Source organism: Chryseobacterium indologenes (genome assembly GCA_016025055.1).
In the GTDB taxonomy this organism is placed as follows: Bacteria; Bacteroidota; Bacteroidia; order Flavobacteriales; family Weeksellaceae; genus Chryseobacterium; species Chryseobacterium indologenes.
Genome location: CP065590.1, coordinates 100302 through 119960, shown reverse-complemented (window position 1 = coordinate 119960; position 19659 = coordinate 100302). Strand labels below are relative to the sequence as shown.

The 19659-nt window shown below is 32.5% G+C and carries 17 protein-coding genes and 1 pseudogene; 5 read left to right on the top strand and 13 right to left on the bottom strand.

Going from position 1 to position 19659, the window contains the following annotated elements:
- The first annotated feature begins 1 nt into the window (after nucleotide 1).
- The 3 genes from H3Z85_00495 to H3Z85_00485 are packed head-to-tail and all read left to right on the top strand — an operon-like array spanning nucleotide 2 to nucleotide 2885.
- Complete coding sequence (locus tag H3Z85_00495; GenBank protein ID QPQ52042.1) at nucleotides 2-1171, top strand: RagB/SusD family nutrient uptake outer membrane protein; 1170 nt, start codon at nucleotides 2-4, stop codon at nucleotides 1169-1171.
- On the top strand, nucleotides 1162-1383 hold the full coding sequence (locus tag H3Z85_00490; GenBank protein ID QPQ52041.1) for a hypothetical protein: 222 nt from the start codon (nucleotides 1162-1164) through the stop codon (nucleotides 1381-1383). The genes H3Z85_00495 and H3Z85_00490 overlap by 10 nt, the downstream gene beginning before the upstream one ends.
- Nucleotides 1383-2885, top strand: coding sequence for a redoxin domain-containing protein (locus H3Z85_00485; protein ID QPQ52040.1), 1503 nt, complete (start codon nucleotides 1383-1385; stop codon nucleotides 2883-2885). Before H3Z85_00490 ends, H3Z85_00485 begins: the two co-directional genes overlap by 1 nt.
- Nucleotides 2886-3044: 159 nt before the next feature.
- Here H3Z85_00485 and H3Z85_00480 read toward each other — a convergent pair whose 3' ends face one another.
- The 11 genes and pseudogenes from H3Z85_00480 to mnmE form a co-directional block, all read right to left on the bottom strand.
- The gene (locus tag H3Z85_00480) at nucleotides 3045-3203 is read right to left on the bottom strand and encodes a hypothetical protein (GenBank protein ID QPQ52039.1); all 159 of its coding nucleotides are present in this window, start codon (nucleotides 3201-3203) and stop codon (nucleotides 3045-3047) included.
- A 406-nt stretch (nucleotides 3204-3609) separates the two neighbouring features.
- Nucleotides 3610-3879, bottom strand: a complete 270-nt coding sequence (locus H3Z85_00475) for a hypothetical protein (protein QPQ52038.1) — start codon at nucleotides 3877-3879, stop codon at nucleotides 3610-3612.
- An 805-nt stretch (nucleotides 3880-4684) separates the two neighbouring features.
- A pseudogene (locus tag H3Z85_00470) lies at nucleotides 4685-6771 on the bottom strand (topoisomerase C-terminal repeat-containing protein).
- 106 nt (nucleotides 6772-6877) lie between these two features.
- Entirely contained in the window at nucleotides 6878-8251 is a 1374-nt protein-coding gene (locus H3Z85_00465; protein ID QPQ52037.1) for a DUF3945 domain-containing protein, read from the bottom strand.
- Nucleotides 8252-8328: 77 nt separating this feature from the next.
- Nucleotides 8329-8643: a helix-turn-helix domain-containing protein gene (locus H3Z85_00460; protein QPQ52036.1), complete on the bottom strand. Its 315-nt coding sequence runs from the start codon at nucleotides 8641-8643 to the stop codon at nucleotides 8329-8331.
- Nucleotides 8644-8881: 238 nt separating this feature from the next.
- The gene (locus tag H3Z85_00455) at nucleotides 8882-9730 is read right to left on the bottom strand and encodes an RteC domain-containing protein (protein ID QPQ52035.1); all 849 of its coding nucleotides are present in this window, start codon (nucleotides 9728-9730) and stop codon (nucleotides 8882-8884) included.
- A gap of 414 nt (nucleotides 9731-10144) precedes the next feature.
- Nucleotides 10145-10486, bottom strand: a complete 342-nt coding sequence (locus H3Z85_00450) for a helix-turn-helix domain-containing protein (GenBank protein QPQ52034.1) — start codon at nucleotides 10484-10486, stop codon at nucleotides 10145-10147.
- A gap of 119 nt (nucleotides 10487-10605) precedes the next feature.
- A complete protein-coding gene (locus H3Z85_00445; GenBank protein ID QPQ52033.1) occupies nucleotides 10606-11346 on the bottom strand; it encodes an integrase catalytic domain-containing protein in 741 nt (246 codons plus the stop codon).
- Nucleotides 11298-11774 (bottom strand): phage integrase SAM-like domain-containing protein, encoded by a 477-nt coding sequence (locus H3Z85_00440; protein QPQ52032.1) that lies wholly within the window; start codon nucleotides 11772-11774, stop codon nucleotides 11298-11300. Before H3Z85_00440 ends, H3Z85_00445 begins: the two co-directional genes overlap by 49 nt.
- A gap of 100 nt (nucleotides 11775-11874) precedes the next feature.
- On the bottom strand, nucleotides 11875-12480 hold the full coding sequence (locus H3Z85_00435) for a helix-turn-helix domain-containing protein (protein ID QPQ52031.1): 606 nt from the start codon (nucleotides 12478-12480) through the stop codon (nucleotides 11875-11877).
- A 261-nt stretch (nucleotides 12481-12741) separates the two neighbouring features.
- Nucleotides 12742-14127 (bottom strand): tRNA uridine-5-carboxymethylaminomethyl(34) synthesis GTPase MnmE, encoded by a 1386-nt coding sequence (mnmE, locus tag H3Z85_00430; protein QPQ52030.1) that lies wholly within the window; start codon nucleotides 14125-14127, stop codon nucleotides 12742-12744.
- 700 nt (nucleotides 14128-14827) lie between these two features.
- Here mnmE and H3Z85_00425 point away from each other — a divergent pair.
- Both H3Z85_00425 and H3Z85_00420 read left to right on the top strand, forming a co-directional pair.
- Complete coding sequence (locus tag H3Z85_00425) at nucleotides 14828-15730, top strand: hypothetical protein (GenBank protein QPQ52029.1); 903 nt, start codon at nucleotides 14828-14830, stop codon at nucleotides 15728-15730.
- Nucleotides 15731-15848: 118 nt separating this feature from the next.
- Complete coding sequence (locus H3Z85_00420) at nucleotides 15849-16364, top strand: hypothetical protein (GenBank protein QPQ52028.1); 516 nt, start codon at nucleotides 15849-15851, stop codon at nucleotides 16362-16364.
- 880 nt (nucleotides 16365-17244) lie between these two features.
- Here H3Z85_00420 and H3Z85_00415 read toward each other — a convergent pair.
- The gene (locus tag H3Z85_00415) at nucleotides 17245-18672 is read right to left on the bottom strand and encodes a hypothetical protein (GenBank protein QPQ52027.1); all 1428 of its coding nucleotides are present in this window, start codon (nucleotides 18670-18672) and stop codon (nucleotides 17245-17247) included.
- 407 nt (nucleotides 18673-19079) lie between these two features.
- Nucleotides 19080-19550, bottom strand: coding sequence for an Lrp/AsnC family transcriptional regulator (locus H3Z85_00410; protein ID QPQ52026.1), 471 nt, complete (start codon nucleotides 19548-19550; stop codon nucleotides 19080-19082).
- Between the last annotated feature and the right edge of the window lie 109 nt (nucleotides 19551-19659).

The window sequence follows — 19659 nt, the reverse complement described above, 5'->3', positions numbered from 1 at the left end:
TATGAAAAATATTATAATCTATGCAATATGTACATTTATCCTTGTTGGTTGTAAAAAGCAAGATGAATGGTTAGAGAAAAAATCAAATAAATCAGATATTATCCCATCTACCGTTGAAGATTTTCAGGCTTTACTAGATAATACTGATGTGATGAATACCAAATACCCTGCAATTGGATTAATTGGTGCTGACAATTCCTATATTTTAGATCAAACTGCCATCTCTGGTGGTACATTACAAGAAAGAAATGCATATAAGTGGTCAAGCGACATTTATGAGGGAGAGTTATTTGCTCCAGACTGGACTTATCCTTACCAAGTTATCGAATATTCTAATGTAGTACTTGATGGCATTGAAAAAATTAAAAATATTAATGATACTCGAATACCAGAAGTAAAAGGAACAGCATTATTTTTTAGAGCTTTTGCATATTATCAGTTAGCACAATTATATGCGAAACAATACAATGAAAGTACCGCAGATTCAGATCTAGGGCTTCCCCTTAAATTAAATTCCGATGTAAATGATTTGCCAAACCGTTCCACATTAAAAGAAACTTATGATAGAATTATTAATGATCTTATTGAAGCCGAATCTTTACTCCCTCTGCAAGTCAGTTACAAAACTCGGCCTACAAAATTAGCGGCAGAAAGCATGCTTTCAAAAGTATATTTTAATATGCAAAATTATACTAAGGCTAAAGAATTTGCAGATATTGTCCTTTCTAAAAATTCAGAACTTATTGATTTCAATACCTTAAGTACAACTGTGAATTTTCCATTTCCTACTGTTCGAGGTAATAATACTGAAATTATATTTTATGCACAAACTATTTCATATACTTTTAACAGTAGACAGGAATTATGTGTAATGAAAGATTTATTTGATACATATGAAAATGAAGATCTTCGTAAGGCAATTTTTTTCAAAAAAAATACCAATGGCGCAATTAACTTCGGTGGTAGATATACAGGAGCAGGCGCACTATTTTGTGGAATAGCTACAAACGAGATATTTTTGATTAGATCAGAATCATTGGCTAGATCGGGGAATTTTGTTGAAGCAATGAACGACTTAAACAAGCTTTTAAAAGAGAGGTGGAAAAAGAAAATGGACGAAGTACATATTCAAATAAAACAGCTTCAAATCCTACTGAAGCTTTGTTATTAATAATTAATGAGCGCAGAAAAGAACTACCCTTTACTGCCAATTTAAGATGGGAAGATTTACGCCGTTTAAATATGGATGATAAATTTGCAAAAAAACTAACACGTAATATAGGCGTAAATATCTACACTCTAGAAGCCAATAGTCCAAGGTATGTATTCCCAATCCCTCCTGTAGAAATCAATTTTCATCCATTAACTCAAAATATTCGATAATGAAAATGATAGTCAAATTTATAATATTAGGCATTCTTTTGGTAAATTATGCTAATGCTCGAACTATTCAAACAAATTCGAAAGGCGGCAATAAAGTGGCATATTTAAGAATTATCATAAATGACTTAACTAAAAAAAATAATATCAAATTAGCTTATTGGGATAACGGATGGGGTGCTAATTCAGGTGTTAATAATAAAAATTTAACTTCCAATTCTGGAGAAAGAATAAAAATTGAATTTAAGAACAATGAATCATTTTTGTATGCTGATTTATCTGTAGAAAATGGGCAGACAATATTTAATAATTATATAATTGAACCTGGTGATGATTTAACTTTTAATATTGAAAGGAACATTATTACTGTTACCGGAAAGGGTAAAGAGAAATATGAACTCTTTTTTGATATCCAAAAAGATTTAAAAAAATTGTCCGTTCAAACTTTAGATTCGGTTCGAAAGTTAGAGAAAATATATGGTTATGAATACTTTGCTTTAAGAAAAACTGATATTACAAGCTATGAAAGAAGGTTTGATAATGCTTTTGTCTCATTAGAAAATTCTAAGTTGACGGCTTTAGGTGCATTGGAAAAATACCGAGATAAATTATCTAAATCAATTTATTCATTACTAAAGGCTAATATAACGTTCAAGTATAAAAATGACTACCAACAAGCTTATATCTTTTATACTTCCGAAGCTAATGCTCAAAATAAAGAATTTGCTGATTCTTGTATAAATAAACTAAAGAAGATTTACTCTGAAAATTTATTAAAATTCGACCAAAAATTTGACAGAGATATTCTTCTGTATTCCGACTATTACTACGATTTTATATTAACTGGTTTACGGAAAAAAGACTTCCCTCCACCTCAGGCAGTTGCATTTCTTAGAAAGGATTTTAGCGGACTATTTCAGGATAGGTTGTTAACCTCATATTTACTTGTTAAAAAATTACAATCTGACAAATATTCTGATATTATTATTGAAGTTACAAATTCAGTTAAAACACCTTACTGTATTGACTTATTAACAAAATATCGCGATAGTTCTTTGGCAGGAAGCTTAGCATATAATTTTTCTTTGCAGGATACTCTAGGAAACGTCGTAAAACAAAGTGATTTTTTAGGAAAAGTTTTGTTGATAGATTTTTATTTTACAGGCTGCACAAATTGCCGTATTCTTAACGATCAAATGACTGAAATATATAATATCTATAAAGATAATCCTAAAATAAAATTTATTAATATTAGTATCGACAAGAGTAAATATGAGTGGATTAAATCTGTGCGAAGTTTAGAATATTCGCATCGAGGAAGTTTAAACTTATATACTAACGGAAATGGTTCAGAAGAAAAACTTATTAGTCATTATAATATACGTGGATATCCAACAGTATTAATTATAGATAAGTTGGGAAAGATTGCAAGTTTAAATCCGCCTAGACCATATGATGAAAAAAATAGGATGAATTTAATTCAATTAATAAACTCACTTCTTTAAAATTTTAAGCCTAAGGTTTTACCAATAGATATCATCTTAGGCTTAAACTGTTCTTATTCCTATTCTTCAACCCATCTAGCATTTGTGTGATAAGGTTGGAAATTATTAGGATCGGTATTACTACCGGACGGATTGATTTTAGTGTAATCACAGGTTTGACTAGACTGAGTTACACAATCCCCCCGAAGGTCTACTTGATTTTAATTGGTAAGTAGAACCAATTAGCACATATTCTCCAGCAGCTTTATTACTTGCAGTAAATGCGCTTCCAACGGCAAATACTACTGCCGCACCTAATAATAATTTAAAATTTTTCATAATAAAAAGTTTTTGATTTGTTGCTTACTCTGGTTGAAGGTTTTCAGCTTCCCCTTATTTTGGACCCAATAATTTTAATTCACTTATACTGATCTAAATTATTCTAGCGGGTTATAAAGTAAATGATTGGACGAATTTATCTTGTTTGCTGGATGGTAATTAACATAATCATAAAATATCAAAATAGCTCTTTAGTTGGAGTATGACTTTTAATTTTCCACTTCAAGATATAATGGAGATTATAGTGAAATAAATCGATTAATACGTAAATTTACAATCTGTTAGAAGTTTAAAATATCTTTATAATGGGAGTCAAAATCTAAGAACTCTAATAAAGAAAGAGATTAAATTAATAAATTCACTACAAAATTTAAGGTGCCATTAATGATAGCACCTTAAATATTCTTTAGTCCTCACCTTCAACCCATTGGGCATTTCTCGTATTAGGGGTGAAGTTATTTGGATCTGTATTACTGCCAGATGGATTAATTTTGGTATAATCACAAATTTGACTTGGCATTTCTCGGCATTCTCCGGCAGGTCGATTTGTTTTAAGCTCATAAGTATTAGGAGCGATTAAAACATATTCTCCTGCATAAGCTTTGTTGCTAGCAGTAAAAGCGCTTCCAACGGCAAATACTACTGCCGCACCTAATAATAATTTAAAATTTTTCATAATAAAAAGTTTTTGATTTGTTGCTTACTCTAGTTGAAGGTTTTCAGCTTCCCCTTATTTTGGACCCAATAATTTTAATTCATTTATACTGATCTAAATTATTGTAACTGGTTATAAAGTAAATGATCTGACAAGTTTTTCTTGTTTACTCGAATAGCGAGTGAAGTGATCACAACGAAAAAAAGGTTAAAAATTAAATGTTGTGGCCATGTTAGATTTTTTATGACGCCTCCACATGAACACGGCACATACTCAAAAACATGAAATAGAACTAGCGCTGTATAAATTGTAAATAAGCTCATCAAAAACAATGATGCATATAAACCTATCAATCTGGCTTTTTCAAATAATAGAGCAATTACAATTGAAATTTCAGTTATTGGTATTAACCACCTTAACAATGGTGTTAAGCTATTCGGAAAGGGCTGATTATTTAAATCATAAGTAAACCCCTTAAAATCAACAAATTTGCTTACACCAGTATAGAGGAACAAAATGACCAATAATACAACTACTATCTCCGTAAAAATTCTCTTTTTTTGCATGACAATGGTTTTTTAGCTTTTTCATTTCTCACAGTTGAAATTTAAAGGCTATTACCATTTTTTTTTCGATATAAATTTCAAACTGTCGTGAGAAATAATTCAAACAAATGTAGAGGGAGAAAACAACATGATGCAACATAATGATGTTACGATTCTAGAAAAACACCATAACTTTCCTTTATTCAAAGCAAAAATTCATATTGTAATAATTCTAGAATAATAACAAAAATGACGGTCTTTGGAAGCGCCATTCTTATAAATCACTTATTTTTTTTTTTTTTTTTATCAAATTCAAATGAAGTTTTACCATTTTCGTCAAGTATAATGTATGCATCAAACTTATTTCCTGATCTACTTTTCATGCCTTTCAAAAGTGATGTCCTTTTTTTGGTAATTAAGTTTTCCATTTCCTTATCACTTAGGGCAACCTCACAGACCTTCTTAAACTGAATCCATTCACAGTTCTTATCTGGACATTTTACTACATGTTCATTAAAGATTAAATTATGAGTTTTGCATTTTGGACATTTTAATTGCAATGTATTTGGTACAAACTCAGTAGATAGAAGTTCTGTGGTAATTTCTTTAGCATAGGCTTCCATTTCATTTTGAAATAGATTAGCATTTAACTCATTATTTTCTATCTTCTGAAGAGCAAGCTCCCATTGCGCAGTCATAGCGACATCGGCTATTTTCTTTTCTTTTACGAGTTCATAAACCTGAATTCCCTTTTTGGTTGGAACTAGATTTTTTTTCTCCCGGACAATATAATTTCGATCAAACAAAACTTCAATGATAGCTGCGCGAGTGGCTGGCGTTCCAATCCCAATATTATTAAGTGATTTACGCTCTTCTTCATTTTCAATTTGCTTCCCTGCATTTTCCATTGCCGATAGGAGACCTGCCTCAGTGTAAAGAACTGGCGGACGGGTCTTTTTTCTAATATATTTGCCTCATTAACGCTGAGTGAATCACCCTCTTTTAATGTTGGTATATCCAATAATACCTCTTCATCATTGTCCTCATTTTTAAAGAGGTTTTGTATAGATCTCCATCCCGGATCAATCACACGGGCTCCTTTCAGAATAAATTCAAAGTGCAGTGATTCCAGCTTAACTTCAGTAATTTCTTTTGTACATTGGTAGCATATTGATTCAAGAAGCCTAATAGCAATCATATCATAGATAGCATTTTCCTTACTCGATAGGGCTGAAGGAATTTTATCTGTTATCAATAATGCATGATGATCTGTAACTTTAAGGTCATTCACAATTCTTTTATTGAATCGGCCCCATTTTACATTGTTTATCCGCTCTTTATAACCAACGCGATTCTCCAAAGCTCTGACTAGATCAGGGATCTCCGGCCAAATGTCATTAGATATATATTTACTGCCTGTTCGGGGATATGTAATGAATTTCTGCTCATATAAGCTTTGTGCAATTGATAAAGTCTCTTCGGCAGTAAGATCTAATTTCCTATTAGCTTCTTTTTGTAAAGAAGTTAAATCGAATAGTAGAGGTGGCTGTTCGTTTGAATTACGTTTATCGACTGAATTAACAATAGAACTTCCTAAACGCTCAATCGATTTTAATACTTCGGTAGCTTTTTCTTTATCATCCCATTTTTCCTTCGATATACTGGAGAAATAGAGTCCATCTTTTAAATATTTGAGTTCCAATTGCCAATAGGTTTCAATTTTAAAATTTTTATTGTCAATGTACCTCTTACAAATTAAGCTCAGAGTTGGTGTTTGCACTCTTCCTAGAGAATAAATTCCATTTCCAGCTTGTAAAGATAATGCCTGAGTTGAATTTATTCCCACAAGCCAATCCGCACGGCTTCTGGCTTGGGCAGCAAAAAATAATCCATCGAAATCGGTTCCTGGCTTTAGATTGGCAAAACCTTGGTCAATAGCTTTTTCTGTTAATGAGCTAATCCATAGTCGCTCAAAAGGTTTTTTACAATTCAAATAATTATAGATATATCTAAATATTAGTTCACCTTCTCTACCAGCGTCAGTTGCAACAATTATGCTGTCACATTGTTCAAAAATAGTTTCTATTATTTTTAATTGCCTAACTGCACTGGGATCGTCAAGATAACCTTTTTCTTTTTTGACTTTTCTTACTGTAAGTAAGAATGGATCTGGCAATATTGGTAAGTTGTCTTTTTGAAATCCGGTAATACCATATTCCGAAGGCATTCCCAAAGAAATTAAATGACCTATTGCCCAGGTAACGATATAGCCATTACCTTTTAAAAAACCTTCATTTTTTTCTGTTGCTCCCAAAAGTGCTGCAATTTCTCGCGCAACGCTTGGTTTTTCAGCTATTACTGCTTTCATATTAATTTATTTTAGGATACTCTTCGACCTCTTTTTTTAGGCGCATTGTTGGTTTCTTTTTGCGTGTTCTGCTGCCTTTTATTAGCAGGCGTACTTTGACCTGATTTTAATGGCTCCTTGATATTTTTAGTAGCTTCATTTGTTTTTCCATCGGAATTAACAGCGACCTGGGTTTATGAGTTTCAGCTGTGGTTGCATTTTGTTTAAGTTTATTGGGGTTTTTAAAATTAAAATCCAATTCTCCTTTTTCTTTATTTAGCCATACATATCCCGGATATTCCTTCCCAGCACCATCCTTAAAATCGGTAATATATACTGTTTCACCCTTGCTAAGTTTATTATACTGGTCGAATGTAAATTCTTTCCTTCTAAAAGTTTTTGGTATTTCTGCAGATTGGTTTTGAGAGTTATCCTGTTTTTGAATTTTGGAATTTCCTTTATCAAATTGAAATTCAATATGACCTTTGAAAGCATTAAATTGGATTTCACCATTAAATAAAGTATCTCTTTTAGAAAGCATCCCTTCAAGATATACAGGCTTACCTTCCAATAAAAGATTTTTTTGATCGGGAGTAAGGGTCACTCCTTTGATAATATCATCAATACGCATCTTTTCAACCGGAAAAGAAACTAATTGATTTGTATCCTTATCTAGCGTTATCACATGGAAAGCCTTCGTATTATTATCTGTAATTAGTTCTACAGCTCTTCCCATATTTCCTCTTTCTAATAGGTTGGTTTTATCCTCTTCGGTAAATTCATGTCCTTGAAATTTTTTATCTAATTCAATTTCATTTTTTTTGGGAAGCATGTTAAATACCGCTAGACCATCCTTTCCCTGTTCAAGCCATAACTTAGCTTGGGTTTCAATTTCTTGATTTCCAACTTTTAACGATACTGTAAGCATGTCATTTGTTTTATAACCTTTTAAAAGAGAGTCCAAAAGATTGAATTTCTCAAATTCCTCGCGGCTGTATCCAAGATTTTCAAGGCTTTTCCAGTCGATTTTTTCAATGGAATAGTGATTACCATTACTATTTTCCGTTTTGTTTTGTTGTTTCGCCATAGTATTTTTATTATTGTTTTTACTCAAAATATCTTTTAGTCCTTCCAGAAGCTCTTTACCTTCAAGTTTTGCTGTATCAATAAATTGCTGCATTTTTTTCGCTATCATGACAGCAGTTTCAATAGGAACTTTAAAAAAATTGAAGCGTGTGGGATTGCCGATCTGACTAAAAAAATTCTTTAAAAAATTGGAAAGCATATCTTCATTTTTGTTGAGTTTCAAAAAAGAATTTTCTTTTCTTTTAGTTGGATCAACCGTTTCAAGCTCATCTTTTTCACCAGGTTTTTTGCCGGATTTTTTCTTTATTCCTTTAACCGCGAGAATTTTATTGGTTTCTGTATCATGGACAAGCAATGTATCTGTTAGATCATTTACTTGATCAGATTTCTGATTTTTGGATTGATTAGTACTCATAACTCTAAATTTTTGTAAATCTCAGATCAAGGTATTTTATAAATCAATAGCAATAACTAAGTTGGAATTTTATGGTATTATTCGGCTTTCAATTTCCTCTTACGCTTAGTGGGAGTGTTAAAACTATCACGAATAAATTGGTGGACATCTGATAATTTGTAATAAAGCTTACCACTAATAGTGTAATAGAGTAATTTACCATCAGACCTGTATCTCTGTAATGAACGATTACTAATTTTTAGCATTTGAAGCAAATCCTGATTGTCTAGCAATTCTTCTCCATCAATTGCATTGTTAGTTTTCTTCATTTCTCTTACGCTCTCGGAAATCAAATCGAATCGATCCATGATTCTTTCCATCCAAGCAATAAATTCTAATCTGTCAATATTCATCTGTTTAAAATTTTTGTTCACAGACAAATTTCTTAGAGTAAAATAGCTCAGTAACCCAAGTTTAATCAAGAGCTGCCAAGAGAAATTGAAAATTTTTTTTTGTAATTTTTATTCTTCAGATGCTCCAATTCTCACGAATGAAAGGTTTCTATTTTGTTGGTTTATTAGGTCAACTTGGCATATCTTGGCATAACTTGGTAAAAAAAGACAACCTATTGGCTGTCTTAATCAAATAATGTTATAGGTTCCTGCTCATGTATTCTTCTAAACTTACTTTAAGATGGTCAAGAAAAGCTGTTTTACTTCCGGACCTGACTTTCATTCGGTGGAAAGCATGGTGGAAATCGCCTAGTTCTATCTGGAAAAGTGTTTCAATTATGGTACTGATTTTTGATATTGCCAATCGACCATTGGATAAAGACCTGGCAGCATATAATGCATATATTAACTCTATTAGAGCGTTCTTAGAATCGGTCCAGAACATATCATCGTAATTGGTATATGTTAGCGATGGTGAATCATATTCATTGTCAGGGCTCAACCTATTTCTTATATAAGTATATAATAGTTCATCTGCAATGATATGAGCGACTTTATAGTCATAATATGTTGAAAAATTTGGATCGATTTCAAAGACAAAACTATTTAGTCCTTCTATTATATCAATATTTCCTAAAGCAAAATATTTCTTATCCAGATCTTTACGATCTGATTTTATATATCGATAAAAATCTGAATCTACAAAATGCTCCTGAAATTCTTTGTTTAATTTTTCAAGTTCATTTTCGAAATATATCTTATAAAGTTCACCAGCTTTTGTTGGACAAGATGTTTCAATTCTATATACCTTATTATAATAAATAAGCTTTCCTAGAAGTTGTGGTTTTACGTATTTAAAAAAATTGATCTCCTGATCTTTATCAATGAAACCTTTGTCTGATACAAGCTTTTTTGTTTCATTCAATAATTCTCGGAGAGAGGTCGCCATTTGATAGGCTTCTTTTATAACCTTTTCTTTAGTTAGCGTAATTTTGCATTCTTGAATTTCAATACGTTTTACTATTGTATCATAAATTGATTTTGTCATGGTAAAAATATATTTGAAAGGTTCTCATTATCAGGTCCAGTGATCAGCAGTCCTAAAAATATAATATTTTTCCCTTTGTGGCGATTTATTTAATTTATCAATTAATTATATATTATTTTGCTAATAACCTTTATTACATTTTTAAATTTTTATTGAAATATTTTATTCGTTCATAATTTGATTCATAAGCAATTTAAATTAATGTAAGGTGAAATTATTTGCTGTTTAATATTTGAGTGTGATTAGCAAATATTCGTTGTGTGATGTTTGATATAACAGGAACTAATTGACAAAATTTGTTCTAATAGGCGACTTACGTGCTAAGAGATAGATCTCCTTTATATATGGTCTAAACTATTGTAAATAAAAACCTTCCAAAATAAAGTTGGAAGGTTTAAAATGCTTGTATGATTTCTAATGCCATCTTTTTTTTGTTATTCTTTTTAAGATAGCATTACCATCACTACTTAATTCATTTAAGGATTTTTCTTTACCCTCTTGAATCCATTCTAATAGTTCCATTTTAGAAAAATGCAATCTATTTCCCTTTTTATAAAACGGTATTTCGCGTAGACAAACTTTAGAATATAATGTTGGTAATGATAATTTTAAAATTTTGCAAGCCTCTTTCGCATCAATAAATTCAAGTTCTGGCATTTCATTTTGGATACGATCCAATAAAATTTCTTCTAAACTTTCCAATCTTTCTTCAATTCTTCTAAGAATATTTGGTATTTGATCAAATGTATATTCCATTTTTTTTTTTCAAGTTAATAAGACCTTGAAAAACGTTCTTGATAATGACTTGATCTGTCGTAATTTGTCTTTTGAAGGTATTTATAGCTTACTAACTATTTCATAAAATCTCAAAATTACTAGATATTTAAATTATCTGTTGGAGGATCAATCTGGTCGATATTTACGATGTTCTTACCTATATCAAATAAATTAATTTTAATTTTTTCAGAGGCTTCTTTTTTTAAACTGTCAACTATTTTCGCATATATCTCTGTTGTTTTGATATCTTTATGTCCCAATAGTTTTGAAACTGTATATATAGATGTTCCAGCAGCTATTTGTAAGGTCGCAAAGGTATGTCTGAAACCGTGGAAGGTGAAATGTTTTTCTATACCAGCATTTGCCAACCACTTTTTCAACTCTGCTACTGTGTTATGATAATTTAATCCTTCAAATACTCTTGAATCAGAATTTCCTCTTGGACCTAACAATTTTATAGTTTGATCAGATACTGGATGATATTCTGCATTCTCTGTTTTTTCCTGATTATATACTATATAATAATTGCCTTCGGTTCCATGAATTTCACTCCATAATAGCTTTTCAACATCTGAATATCTGAAACCGGTCATAGCAGAGAAAAGTCCTGCCTTTTTTACTATTGGATTTCGACACTCAGAATTTGCCATTCTTTCTAATTCCTCCATGAATAAAAATGGACGATGAGTTTCCTGCGGTGCAATACTGTCAATTATTGAACCTAGGTCTGTGGGTAAAAAGCGCTTTTTAAAAGCCTCCTTTAATGTCAGCTTAAATCTTCCAAAATAAGCTACGGCAGTATTCTTTTTATGGTTTTTCTGCGTCCCAATGCGGGGCATGTTAACAAATAATCTGCATATTCCTCACATAGCGTTTCATTCAATTCATTAAATGGAATTTCGGGCCCAACAAAAGTCTTAAAATATCTAACAGACATTACCCAGTTATAACAGTTGTTTCTTTTTTTAGCTTCAGCTTCAAAGAATTCAATAAAGTTTGATTTCATCTTTTCTTCAGAAATAAAATCAAACCTCTTGCTTTGTAATTCTATATGCCTTTGAGCTCTTACATATTCTCCTAAAGCTAAAGTTTCTTTATTGAACTTCCTTTCAGTTTCGTTTTTGGGACGATTATAGATATATAATTTTAGATAGTGTTTTCGTTCCATTTTTCCTGTTTCTGGATTATAAATGGGAGGCCATATGTCCAGAAATAAAGATTGTCTGCCTTTTGATATAGGTTTTTTCCTTAATGTTACTTTTGACATAATTTTGGATTTTTGAGTAATATTAAAAATTGATAGTGTAAGCCAGATTTTATGGCTCTCTTAGGGGAAATTTGGCGTCAGAATGCCAAATAAATTGGTGTTATCCTGAATAAATACCCAACTCAATCCTCTTTAAAATATGCTCAATTTTAACTCTTGGTACATATACAAATTTGCCCTTCTGAAATTTTGGGATATTATGTCTTTCTATAAGATTTTTTAAGGAAGTCGGAGAGATATTATACTCTTTTTGAATTTGACCCATTGTGAAGCAATCCTTTAAAGGTGTCCATTCAATCTTTTCCAAATCTTCTGTTGGATTTTGGATTACTTTTGGCTTGACTTCAAATAATGCATCAATATCTTTCTTTAATAGACGAATCTTTCTGATGGATAAATTAGCTGCAGGAATACTGCCATTTTTAACCATTCGATAGACTGTTCTCTTATCACATTTCAATAAAATAGAAGCTTCCTTGACTGTTAAGTAATCAAGGGTTTTGAGGGCAAAATAAGAGTTAGGATCTTCTTTAGGTTTTGATTGAGGTTTGGAAACTTCCTGAGTTGCTTCAGTCAATTTTTCTCTAAGTTCCCTAACATTAATCTTGTAAGCTCTGGAATTACAGGTTTTGCAACAGTATCTGGTTACTGTTGTTTGGGCAATAAATTCAAGTCCACAATGTTCGCAAATCTTCTTGATTTTCATAATATTTTATTTGTGGAAGAGATAATTTGGCTTAAGGTACATTATGGTACATTTAAGTACAATTAGGTACAATAAATTACCTTAAGTGACACTAACTCTCCCGAGTTAAAAAAAATAAAATATTATTGGTTTGAGGGACAACTGGGGGACAAAACTGAACAAAACTAACCAAACTTTGAAAAACTCATACAAAATCAATATTTTTGTAAATAGCTAATAATCAATCGTTTGGTTTGTTTTAGTTTGTTTTATTTGTCGTACTTATTTGCCAATGCAAAACTTAGAAAATATATTCCCCAACACTTCATCATTTGTTACTTCACCAGAAATTTCTCCAAGATGTTCCAGAGCATTTCTCAACTCATACGCCAGCAATTCTGTAGAAATCTGGAAAGATATAGCTTCTTTTACCTTGTTTACAGCATCTAAAGACTTTTGTAAAGCTTCGAAGTGACGTTGGTTGGTAATAACCACATTGTTTTCCTCTGATTTTAATTGCTCAACATAAGAAGATAGCTCATTTTTAAGATCCTGCATGTTTTGATTTTCCACAGCAGAGATTTTGATGAAATCAAACTCGTGAGAAATCGCATTTCTGAAAATATCTTCTACTGTTTCATATTTTGCAGGACTAACTTCGTCTATCTTTGTAGCACAAATGATTAATTTCAGATCTTCTCTTAATAAAGACTGGATCATGTCTATATCCTCAGAGAAATCTTCAGTAGCCGCATCTGCCAGATACACTAAAATATTGGCATTTTCAACCTTTTCTTTTGCCTTTTTTACTCCAATAGCTTCAATTTCATCCACGGTTTCACGCAAGCCGGCCGTATCAATCAAACGGAAAGCATGACCTTTAATGTGAAGAACCTCTTCAATAGTATCTCTTGTGGTTCCGGCAATATTACTTACAATAGCTCTTTCTTCTTTCAATAAGGCATTAAGCAAGGTAGACTTACCTGCATTAGGTTTCCCGATGATCGCAACAGCAGTACCGTTTTTGATTGCATTTCCGTATTGGAAACTCTCAATAAGGGATACTAATTTCACATCAATCTTATCTAATAAACCGCTTAATGCCGTTCTGTCTGCAAATTCCACATCTTCTTCAGCGAAATCAAGCTCTAATTCAATAAGAGAAACAAAATTTAGAAGGTCCGTTCTTAATAATGATATTTCGTTGGTAATTCCACCCTTTAATTGGTTGATGGCCACTTTTCTCGAAGCTTCATTTTCAGAGGCGATTACATCTGCAATCGCTTCGGCCTGCGAAAGGTCAATTCTTCCATTGATAAAAGCACGAAGCGTAAACTCTCCGGCTTTAGCCATTCTCGCCCCGTTTTTAATAAGAGTTTCAAGAATACGTTTTCCGATATGTGGTGATCCGTGAAAAGCTATTTCTACAGAATTTTCTGTTGTGAAACTTTTCGGTGCCAAAAATATTGAAAGCATTACTTCATCAATAGCTTCCTCACCATCCATAAAAAATCCGTAATGAATGGTGTGAGATTTTTGTTTTTCAAGCTTTTTAGCGGGAAAACTTTTCTGAACTATGGGTAAAGCCTCATTTCCTGAAACTCTGATAATGCCTAAAGCTCCTATTCCATTGGCTGTAGCCAGAGCACATATGGTATCGTTATTCATGCGGCAAATTTACAATTTAAATACTAATTTTTATAAATACAAATCATATACATGATCTATTCTTGTCAATACTAAAATCCAGCTTTTTACTTTTAAGCAAACCGGTAAGCACTCTAGATAGCAGAGAAACAAGAGTATATGGACTTAATTATTTAAGTGTTCCATAGTGGAAAAATGAAACGGGAATTATTACTAAAACAAAAGAAGGTTCTGAACAAATAAGTAATGAAAAAGAAAGAATGAATGTAGAATCAAATTGTAGTAAGGAGTTTACAGGTAATTTTTGATATGAATTTAATACAATAGGGAATTTACCTTGTTATTATAAAAATATTAAAAAGAAATTTGTTTTTTTTAATGATAACATAATATTTATGAAAATAATAGTTTATATTTAATAGAACATATTACTGTAAATAAATCGTTGGTTTCGTTCTAATGAATTGTTTATTAGTTTTGTGTTGATCTGAAATGAATGCTATTGGATGTTGTTACTAAATAAAGATAAATTTTGACACAAATTTATCCTGTTAATTTTTTATTAAACGCTTGTTTGGTATGTTAATTGTTATAAGGCAGGCAGTGATGTTGAAAAGTTATTTTTTTGACATTAGAATATGAAAAATTTGTTAATTTATTATAAACGCATATGAATAGTTTAAATTTTTTTAATATTAATAAGAAATTCATTTTTTTATTAATGACTGCCCTCTACAGCGCTGTAAATGCACAGTGTATTGCTTATACGGGACAGCCGATTTTGGTAGGCAATACCTATTGTCTTAACGGAAATCTTACAGTAGGAACAAGTATCAGTATTCCTAACGGAGCAACTCTTATTATCCAGTCGGGTCAGTTGCAGTCCGTTGATATTCAGGTGAACGGATTGTTGGATATTAAAGACGGAGCGAGTGTAAGGTCTACCGGTTCCATTATTATCGGAACATTTGGATCCCAGGTGAATTCGAAGGTCAAACTTGGAAAAAAATCTTACCTTTCCCTTACGGGATCTGTTTCACAAGGAGATCCTTCTTTTATGGGAGCATTTCCCGGAACAACCTCTGTAATGGAAATGGATGCAGGAAGTGTAGTAGAAATATGCGGAACCTTTAGTCAGCAATCGACAACTTACCCTTCTGTTAACTATGTTGGCCCTGCAAACGGCAAGGCTTACTGTATAGCAAAAGCAGATGTAAGTGGGGGAGGACCCACATCTGTCATCAGTAACGACAGCCAGATTGTCGCCATTGCGATGGGTTCAGTTACAAGTCTAGGTGCCGGAGGATCGAGTTTTTGTGGTCCTAATGCAACCCACACGACATGCCCTTCTCTATGGCCTCAGGGATTATCTGATGATAAAACAAGTTGTGGTAATGCACCTGTAATTATTGATGATCTTGATGGATATTGTACAAAACTACCTACCTCAGGAACACCGGACGGATTTACCAAATTCGGAATCACGGTACAGCAAAAAACTAATGCATGGCCGGAAAATATTCCAAACGGTTTTGTTGCTATGGAAGCAAAAGATAAAGGATTTGTAATTACGAGAGTTCAGCATGTGAATCAGACACCGCAACCGGGAGACGCTTATTGCTGATCCGAAAGAAGGAATGCTTCTTTATGATATTCAGGACAAGTGTGTAAAGCTTTATAACGGTACAGAATGGAATTGTATTCAAAGAAGCTGTAATGATTAATCTAATGGAAATACAATTATGAAAAATATAAAAAATATAAGTATTGCAGTTGCCTTTATGGCCTTCAACTCCTTCTTTGCGCAGGTAGCGATAGGTAAGCAAACTGTAGATGGAAACAGTACTGTATTGGATTTTGATAATGTAACAGGCAATACAAAAGGGATCATTCTTCCTGCAACTTCCGGACTTCCTTCCGGATCACTTGTGAATGGAACATTTGTTTTTGATGTTACAGATAATATTGTCAAGGTGTATGAAAATGATGCATGGAAGCCTTTGTCAGATGCGGGTAGCTCAAGTGCCGTTGTAGCGAATAATACTGCTGAAGTAGGGAAGGGAGTTGTTATGGGGGATTCTTCAAGTACTGCAGATGGTGTGTTGGTCTTAGAGTCTCAAAATAAAGCAATGATTCTTCCTAAGATAGCAACACCTCATATTAATGTGAAAAGTCCTTATCCGGGGATGATATGCTATGATACTACAAGTAAAACTCTGGCGATCTTTGATGGCTCAGTCTGGAACTACTGGAAATAATTTTTGTTACATTTACGGTAGGCGAAATCAACATATTTTACAAACAGCTATATAGAAAATATATGGCTGATTTTTTAGTCTTATATCAGACTGAGGTATTTCTGGACAGGTAGAAGTTTTTGGCTTGAGACAGGGAGTGAAGCCGCTTGTTTTCTGCTGTGTGAGAAAAACGAGAGATTACAGAGAGTGGAAAAAATGTAATCTCCCGATGGTAAACAAATAACATGTGTTTTAATATTCTATAGCTTCTTATGACGAAAATAAAACTAATCTGTTAAGCTTTGCCATAATAAGTTTTAGAGATATTGATCATCTTAGCTCATTGTGTTAATTAGGCTTCTCTTTTTTGTTTGTGTTTTTAATGATATTATTTGTTCATGTTTTAAAAATCTCCCCCTCTCTGGCTTCATCATTTGTGTTTATCATTTGTGTTCTTACTTTTTACTAGATTATAAAGTGTTAATTGAGAGGAGAGAGATTATATGTATTGAAATTAGGTTTAGTTTCTGTTTGTCTTCATGACTATTTTTATAGGTTTATATTTTACATGGCAAACATATTCAATAATTCTAAAATTTTCCAAAAAACTACGTACGACATAGCTACTCTACACATACATCACATCTGCTAATTGATTTATTATTAGGAGTTTATTTTGTAGATTGGTTCTCGCGTTGAATAGAATAATGAGAAAAAATAAGAGTAAATCTTAATTGAAACTAAATTTTAAGAGTATTTCTATGTATTCCTGCATCAATAGTGTGAGAGTGAAAATAGGCCTTTTTCGAGACTTCGAGCTTTTACTCATTGCCGGTTTCTTACTATATTGAAAAATTGTGCTGTCGGGCAGGATGTATGAAAGTTGAGTTTAAATAAGTTGTTATAAAGAGGTAAAGAAGCTGTAAAGATCTGTTTCTGATGAAATATGGAGCTTTTTGCGAAGTCTTCCCTTTTTAGTCTGTACCGATCGATGCTGGATGAAGGTGTAGTCAGCAATATCTTTTGATGAAAAACCCAGCCAGATCATAGCGCATAACGATAATTCTGATTTGGTAAGTTGTGAATTGATTTTTAAAAGACTTAAGAATAATCCGGGATTTACTTCTTCAAATCTTTTGATGAATTTGGCATCATTGCTTTTGGCAAGGTCCAGCAATTCAGTGAAATTTTCTTTCGAAATCTTTTCCTTTGTGAGTGATTCGAGACTATTCTCTTGATGTAGGGAAATATTTACTTTTTTATGTTTTTTATTTTTAATATATAGAAAAACAGATATACTTATGATCAGGATAATTGCTCCTATACCAATAAAAATAATACTGAGATCCTCATTGTCTTTTTGTTCAATGGCTTCCGTCAGTGAAAGATCTATAGCTTCGGTGCCCGATTGTTCCAGGGTTTTACGTAATTGCTCGGCTTTGGCAAAATATTCGGACTCTCGTTCTTTATTGTTGAGTTTCCCATAGGTTAAAGCAATCTGTTGATAAAGTCCAGGCAGTTTATTGACCCTTTTGGTTTTTACTAAAATGTCTGCAGCCTTCTTATAAAATCCAAGCGCCATTTCATAGTCTTTCTTTTCAAAAAGTAACGTGGCATAAAAAGAATAGACGATTCCTTGCCTTACCGTACCATACTCTGATTTTTTAAGAAGCTTAAGGGCATTGTTGGTATAGAGAGCTGCAGAATCCATATTTTTGGATTGCCACAAATGATAATTACCGAGAAGGGAAGAGTTGATTGCTGAAGGATCTGCATCAAATCCTTTATGAAAATAGATCAGCACAGAATCTTTGTTGGTTTGATCGATAAATTCCGCTCTTTGCATATACATATTTCCCAGCAGCCAACCTTTATTATGCAATTTTTTTTCATAATAAATTGCTTTAGCATTATAGCTTAGAGCAGTACGAGCTAATCCGGTTACATAATTGAGCTGTCCGTACTCATGATATAATTTGGCATACAGAAAATCGTCGTCGAGATTCTTGATAATAGCCATGGCGGATTTCAGATAATTATGGCTGACCTTATATCTCCCCATAGTGCCATACATATTGGCAAGGTTAATATATCCCCAGGCTATCCCTTTCTGGTATCCGCTTTCTTTTGACTGTTTGATTATTTTATTATTCAGGGCTATAAGCTCAGTATCTTTACCCTCCAGCCTCAATTTTTCATTTTTCTTTGATAAGGCGGTATTGATTTCATTGATGTCAACCTTTTTGTTGCAACTGCACAAAGAAATTGCAATAAAAAGAAGTACTAGTATTTTGCAATTTTTTAAGAAAGTATCATTTATGCAATTCATTGATTTTTTGATTTTATAATCATGTACATCATTTCAATTTGATTCCCTTCTCTAAATCAATTAGTTTTCAGAGATCTGTTGGTGTAGTTTTTCATGAACTACATGGATGCATAAATTTTTGATTTTTATGTAAGGGGGCCTGCAATAAAGTATTGACAGCTGGTAACAGCTGCCTGCATTAATAAATTTATAGGTCATCATCTCCTTTGTTATTTAATAAAATCTGTCATCTGATATAGGTTGACAAATATATACTCCTAAATTAGTAAAAAAAGCACAATACTCCAAGAGCCTTCATAGGAGCGTGGTATATAATGCTCCAACGGAATTGTGTTTTGAAGTTTAAAAAAACAAGGTTCGAAGACCTTGAACTGATATCTACTGTTCTTAATCTTCACTTCTCATTTTTAAAGGATCTGGGCACTTTCTTTAATACTGCTCATCACAAAAATACTTTTTGTCTGACCGATCCCTTCAATTTCTGAAAGTTTGCCGATGAAAAATTCATGAAATTCATCCATATTGGGAGCGAGAATTTTTAGCATAAAATCAAAATCCCCGCTGATGTTATAAAACTCTACCACCTCTTTGAGTCTACTCACTTCTTCAATGAATTTTCCTGCAGTTTTTTTATTGTGAACATTCAAAGCAATCATACAGATGACCATCATTCCTTTATTTACTTTTTTACGGTCCACTACTGCTGTGTATTCTTTGATCACACCGGATTTTTCCATTCGCTTGACACGTTCATGCGTAGGAGTGGGGCTCAGATTGATTCTTGCGGAAATATCTCGGACACTCATTTTAGCATCTTTTTGAAGAAGTCTGAGGATAGAAAAGTCTTTTTCATCCAGAGTATAATGTTCTGCTGCCATTTGTTCTGTTTTTTAAGGTTGCTGTTTATCGAAACAGTATTTTTGTTCTTTTAAATGTTTTATTACGATAATATTGTTCCAAATTTATGATTAAATTTTTATATACGTC

What these genes read in the sequence shown, in the direction of transcription:
- H3Z85_00495 (QPQ52042.1), top strand. Translation starts at nt 2, where the DNA reads ATGAAAAATATTATAATCTATGCAATATGTACATTTATCCTTGTTGGT.
- H3Z85_00440 (QPQ52032.1), bottom strand. Translation starts at nt 11,774, where the DNA reads ATGTCAAAAGTAACATTAAGGAAAAAACCTATATCAAAAGGCAGACAA.
- H3Z85_00435 (QPQ52031.1), bottom strand. Translation starts at nt 12,480, where the DNA reads ATGAAAATCAAGAAGATTTGCGAACATTGTGGACTTGAATTTATTGCC.
- H3Z85_00415 (QPQ52027.1), bottom strand. Translation starts at nt 18,672, where the DNA reads ATGAATTGCATAAATGATACTTTCTTAAAAAATTGCAAAATACTAGTA.
- mnmE (QPQ52030.1), bottom strand. Translation starts at nt 14,127, where the DNA reads ATGAATAACGATACCATATGTGCTCTGGCTACAGCCAATGGAATAGGA.
- H3Z85_00445 (QPQ52033.1), bottom strand. Translation starts at nt 11,346, where the DNA reads ATGCCCCGCATTGGGACGCAGAAAAACCATAAAAAGAATACTGCCGTA.
- H3Z85_00480 (QPQ52039.1), bottom strand. Translation starts at nt 3,203, where the DNA reads ATGAAAAATTTTAAATTATTATTAGGTGCGGCAGTAGTATTTGCCGTT.
- H3Z85_00465 (QPQ52037.1), bottom strand. Translation starts at nt 8,251, where the DNA reads ATGAGTACTAATCAATCCAAAAATCAGAAATCTGATCAAGTAAATGAT.
- H3Z85_00475 (QPQ52038.1), bottom strand. Translation starts at nt 3,879, where the DNA reads ATGAAAAATTTTAAATTATTATTAGGTGCGGCAGTAGTATTTGCCGTT.
- H3Z85_00420 (QPQ52028.1), top strand. Translation starts at nt 15,849, where the DNA reads ATGAAAAATATAAAAAATATAAGTATTGCAGTTGCCTTTATGGCCTTC.
- H3Z85_00460 (QPQ52036.1), bottom strand. Translation starts at nt 8,643, where the DNA reads ATGAATATTGACAGATTAGAATTTATTGCTTGGATGGAAAGAATCATG.
- H3Z85_00485 (QPQ52040.1), top strand. Translation starts at nt 1,383, where the DNA reads ATGAAAATGATAGTCAAATTTATAATATTAGGCATTCTTTTGGTAAAT.
- H3Z85_00450 (QPQ52034.1), bottom strand. Translation starts at nt 10,486, where the DNA reads ATGGAATATACATTTGATCAAATACCAAATATTCTTAGAAGAATTGAA.
- H3Z85_00455 (QPQ52035.1), bottom strand. Translation starts at nt 9,730, where the DNA reads ATGACAAAATCAATTTATGATACAATAGTAAAACGTATTGAAATTCAA.
- H3Z85_00425 (QPQ52029.1), top strand. Translation starts at nt 14,828, where the DNA reads ATGACTGCCCTCTACAGCGCTGTAAATGCACAGTGTATTGCTTATACG.
- H3Z85_00410 (QPQ52026.1), bottom strand. Translation starts at nt 19,550, where the DNA reads ATGGCAGCAGAACATTATACTCTGGATGAAAAAGACTTTTCTATCCTC.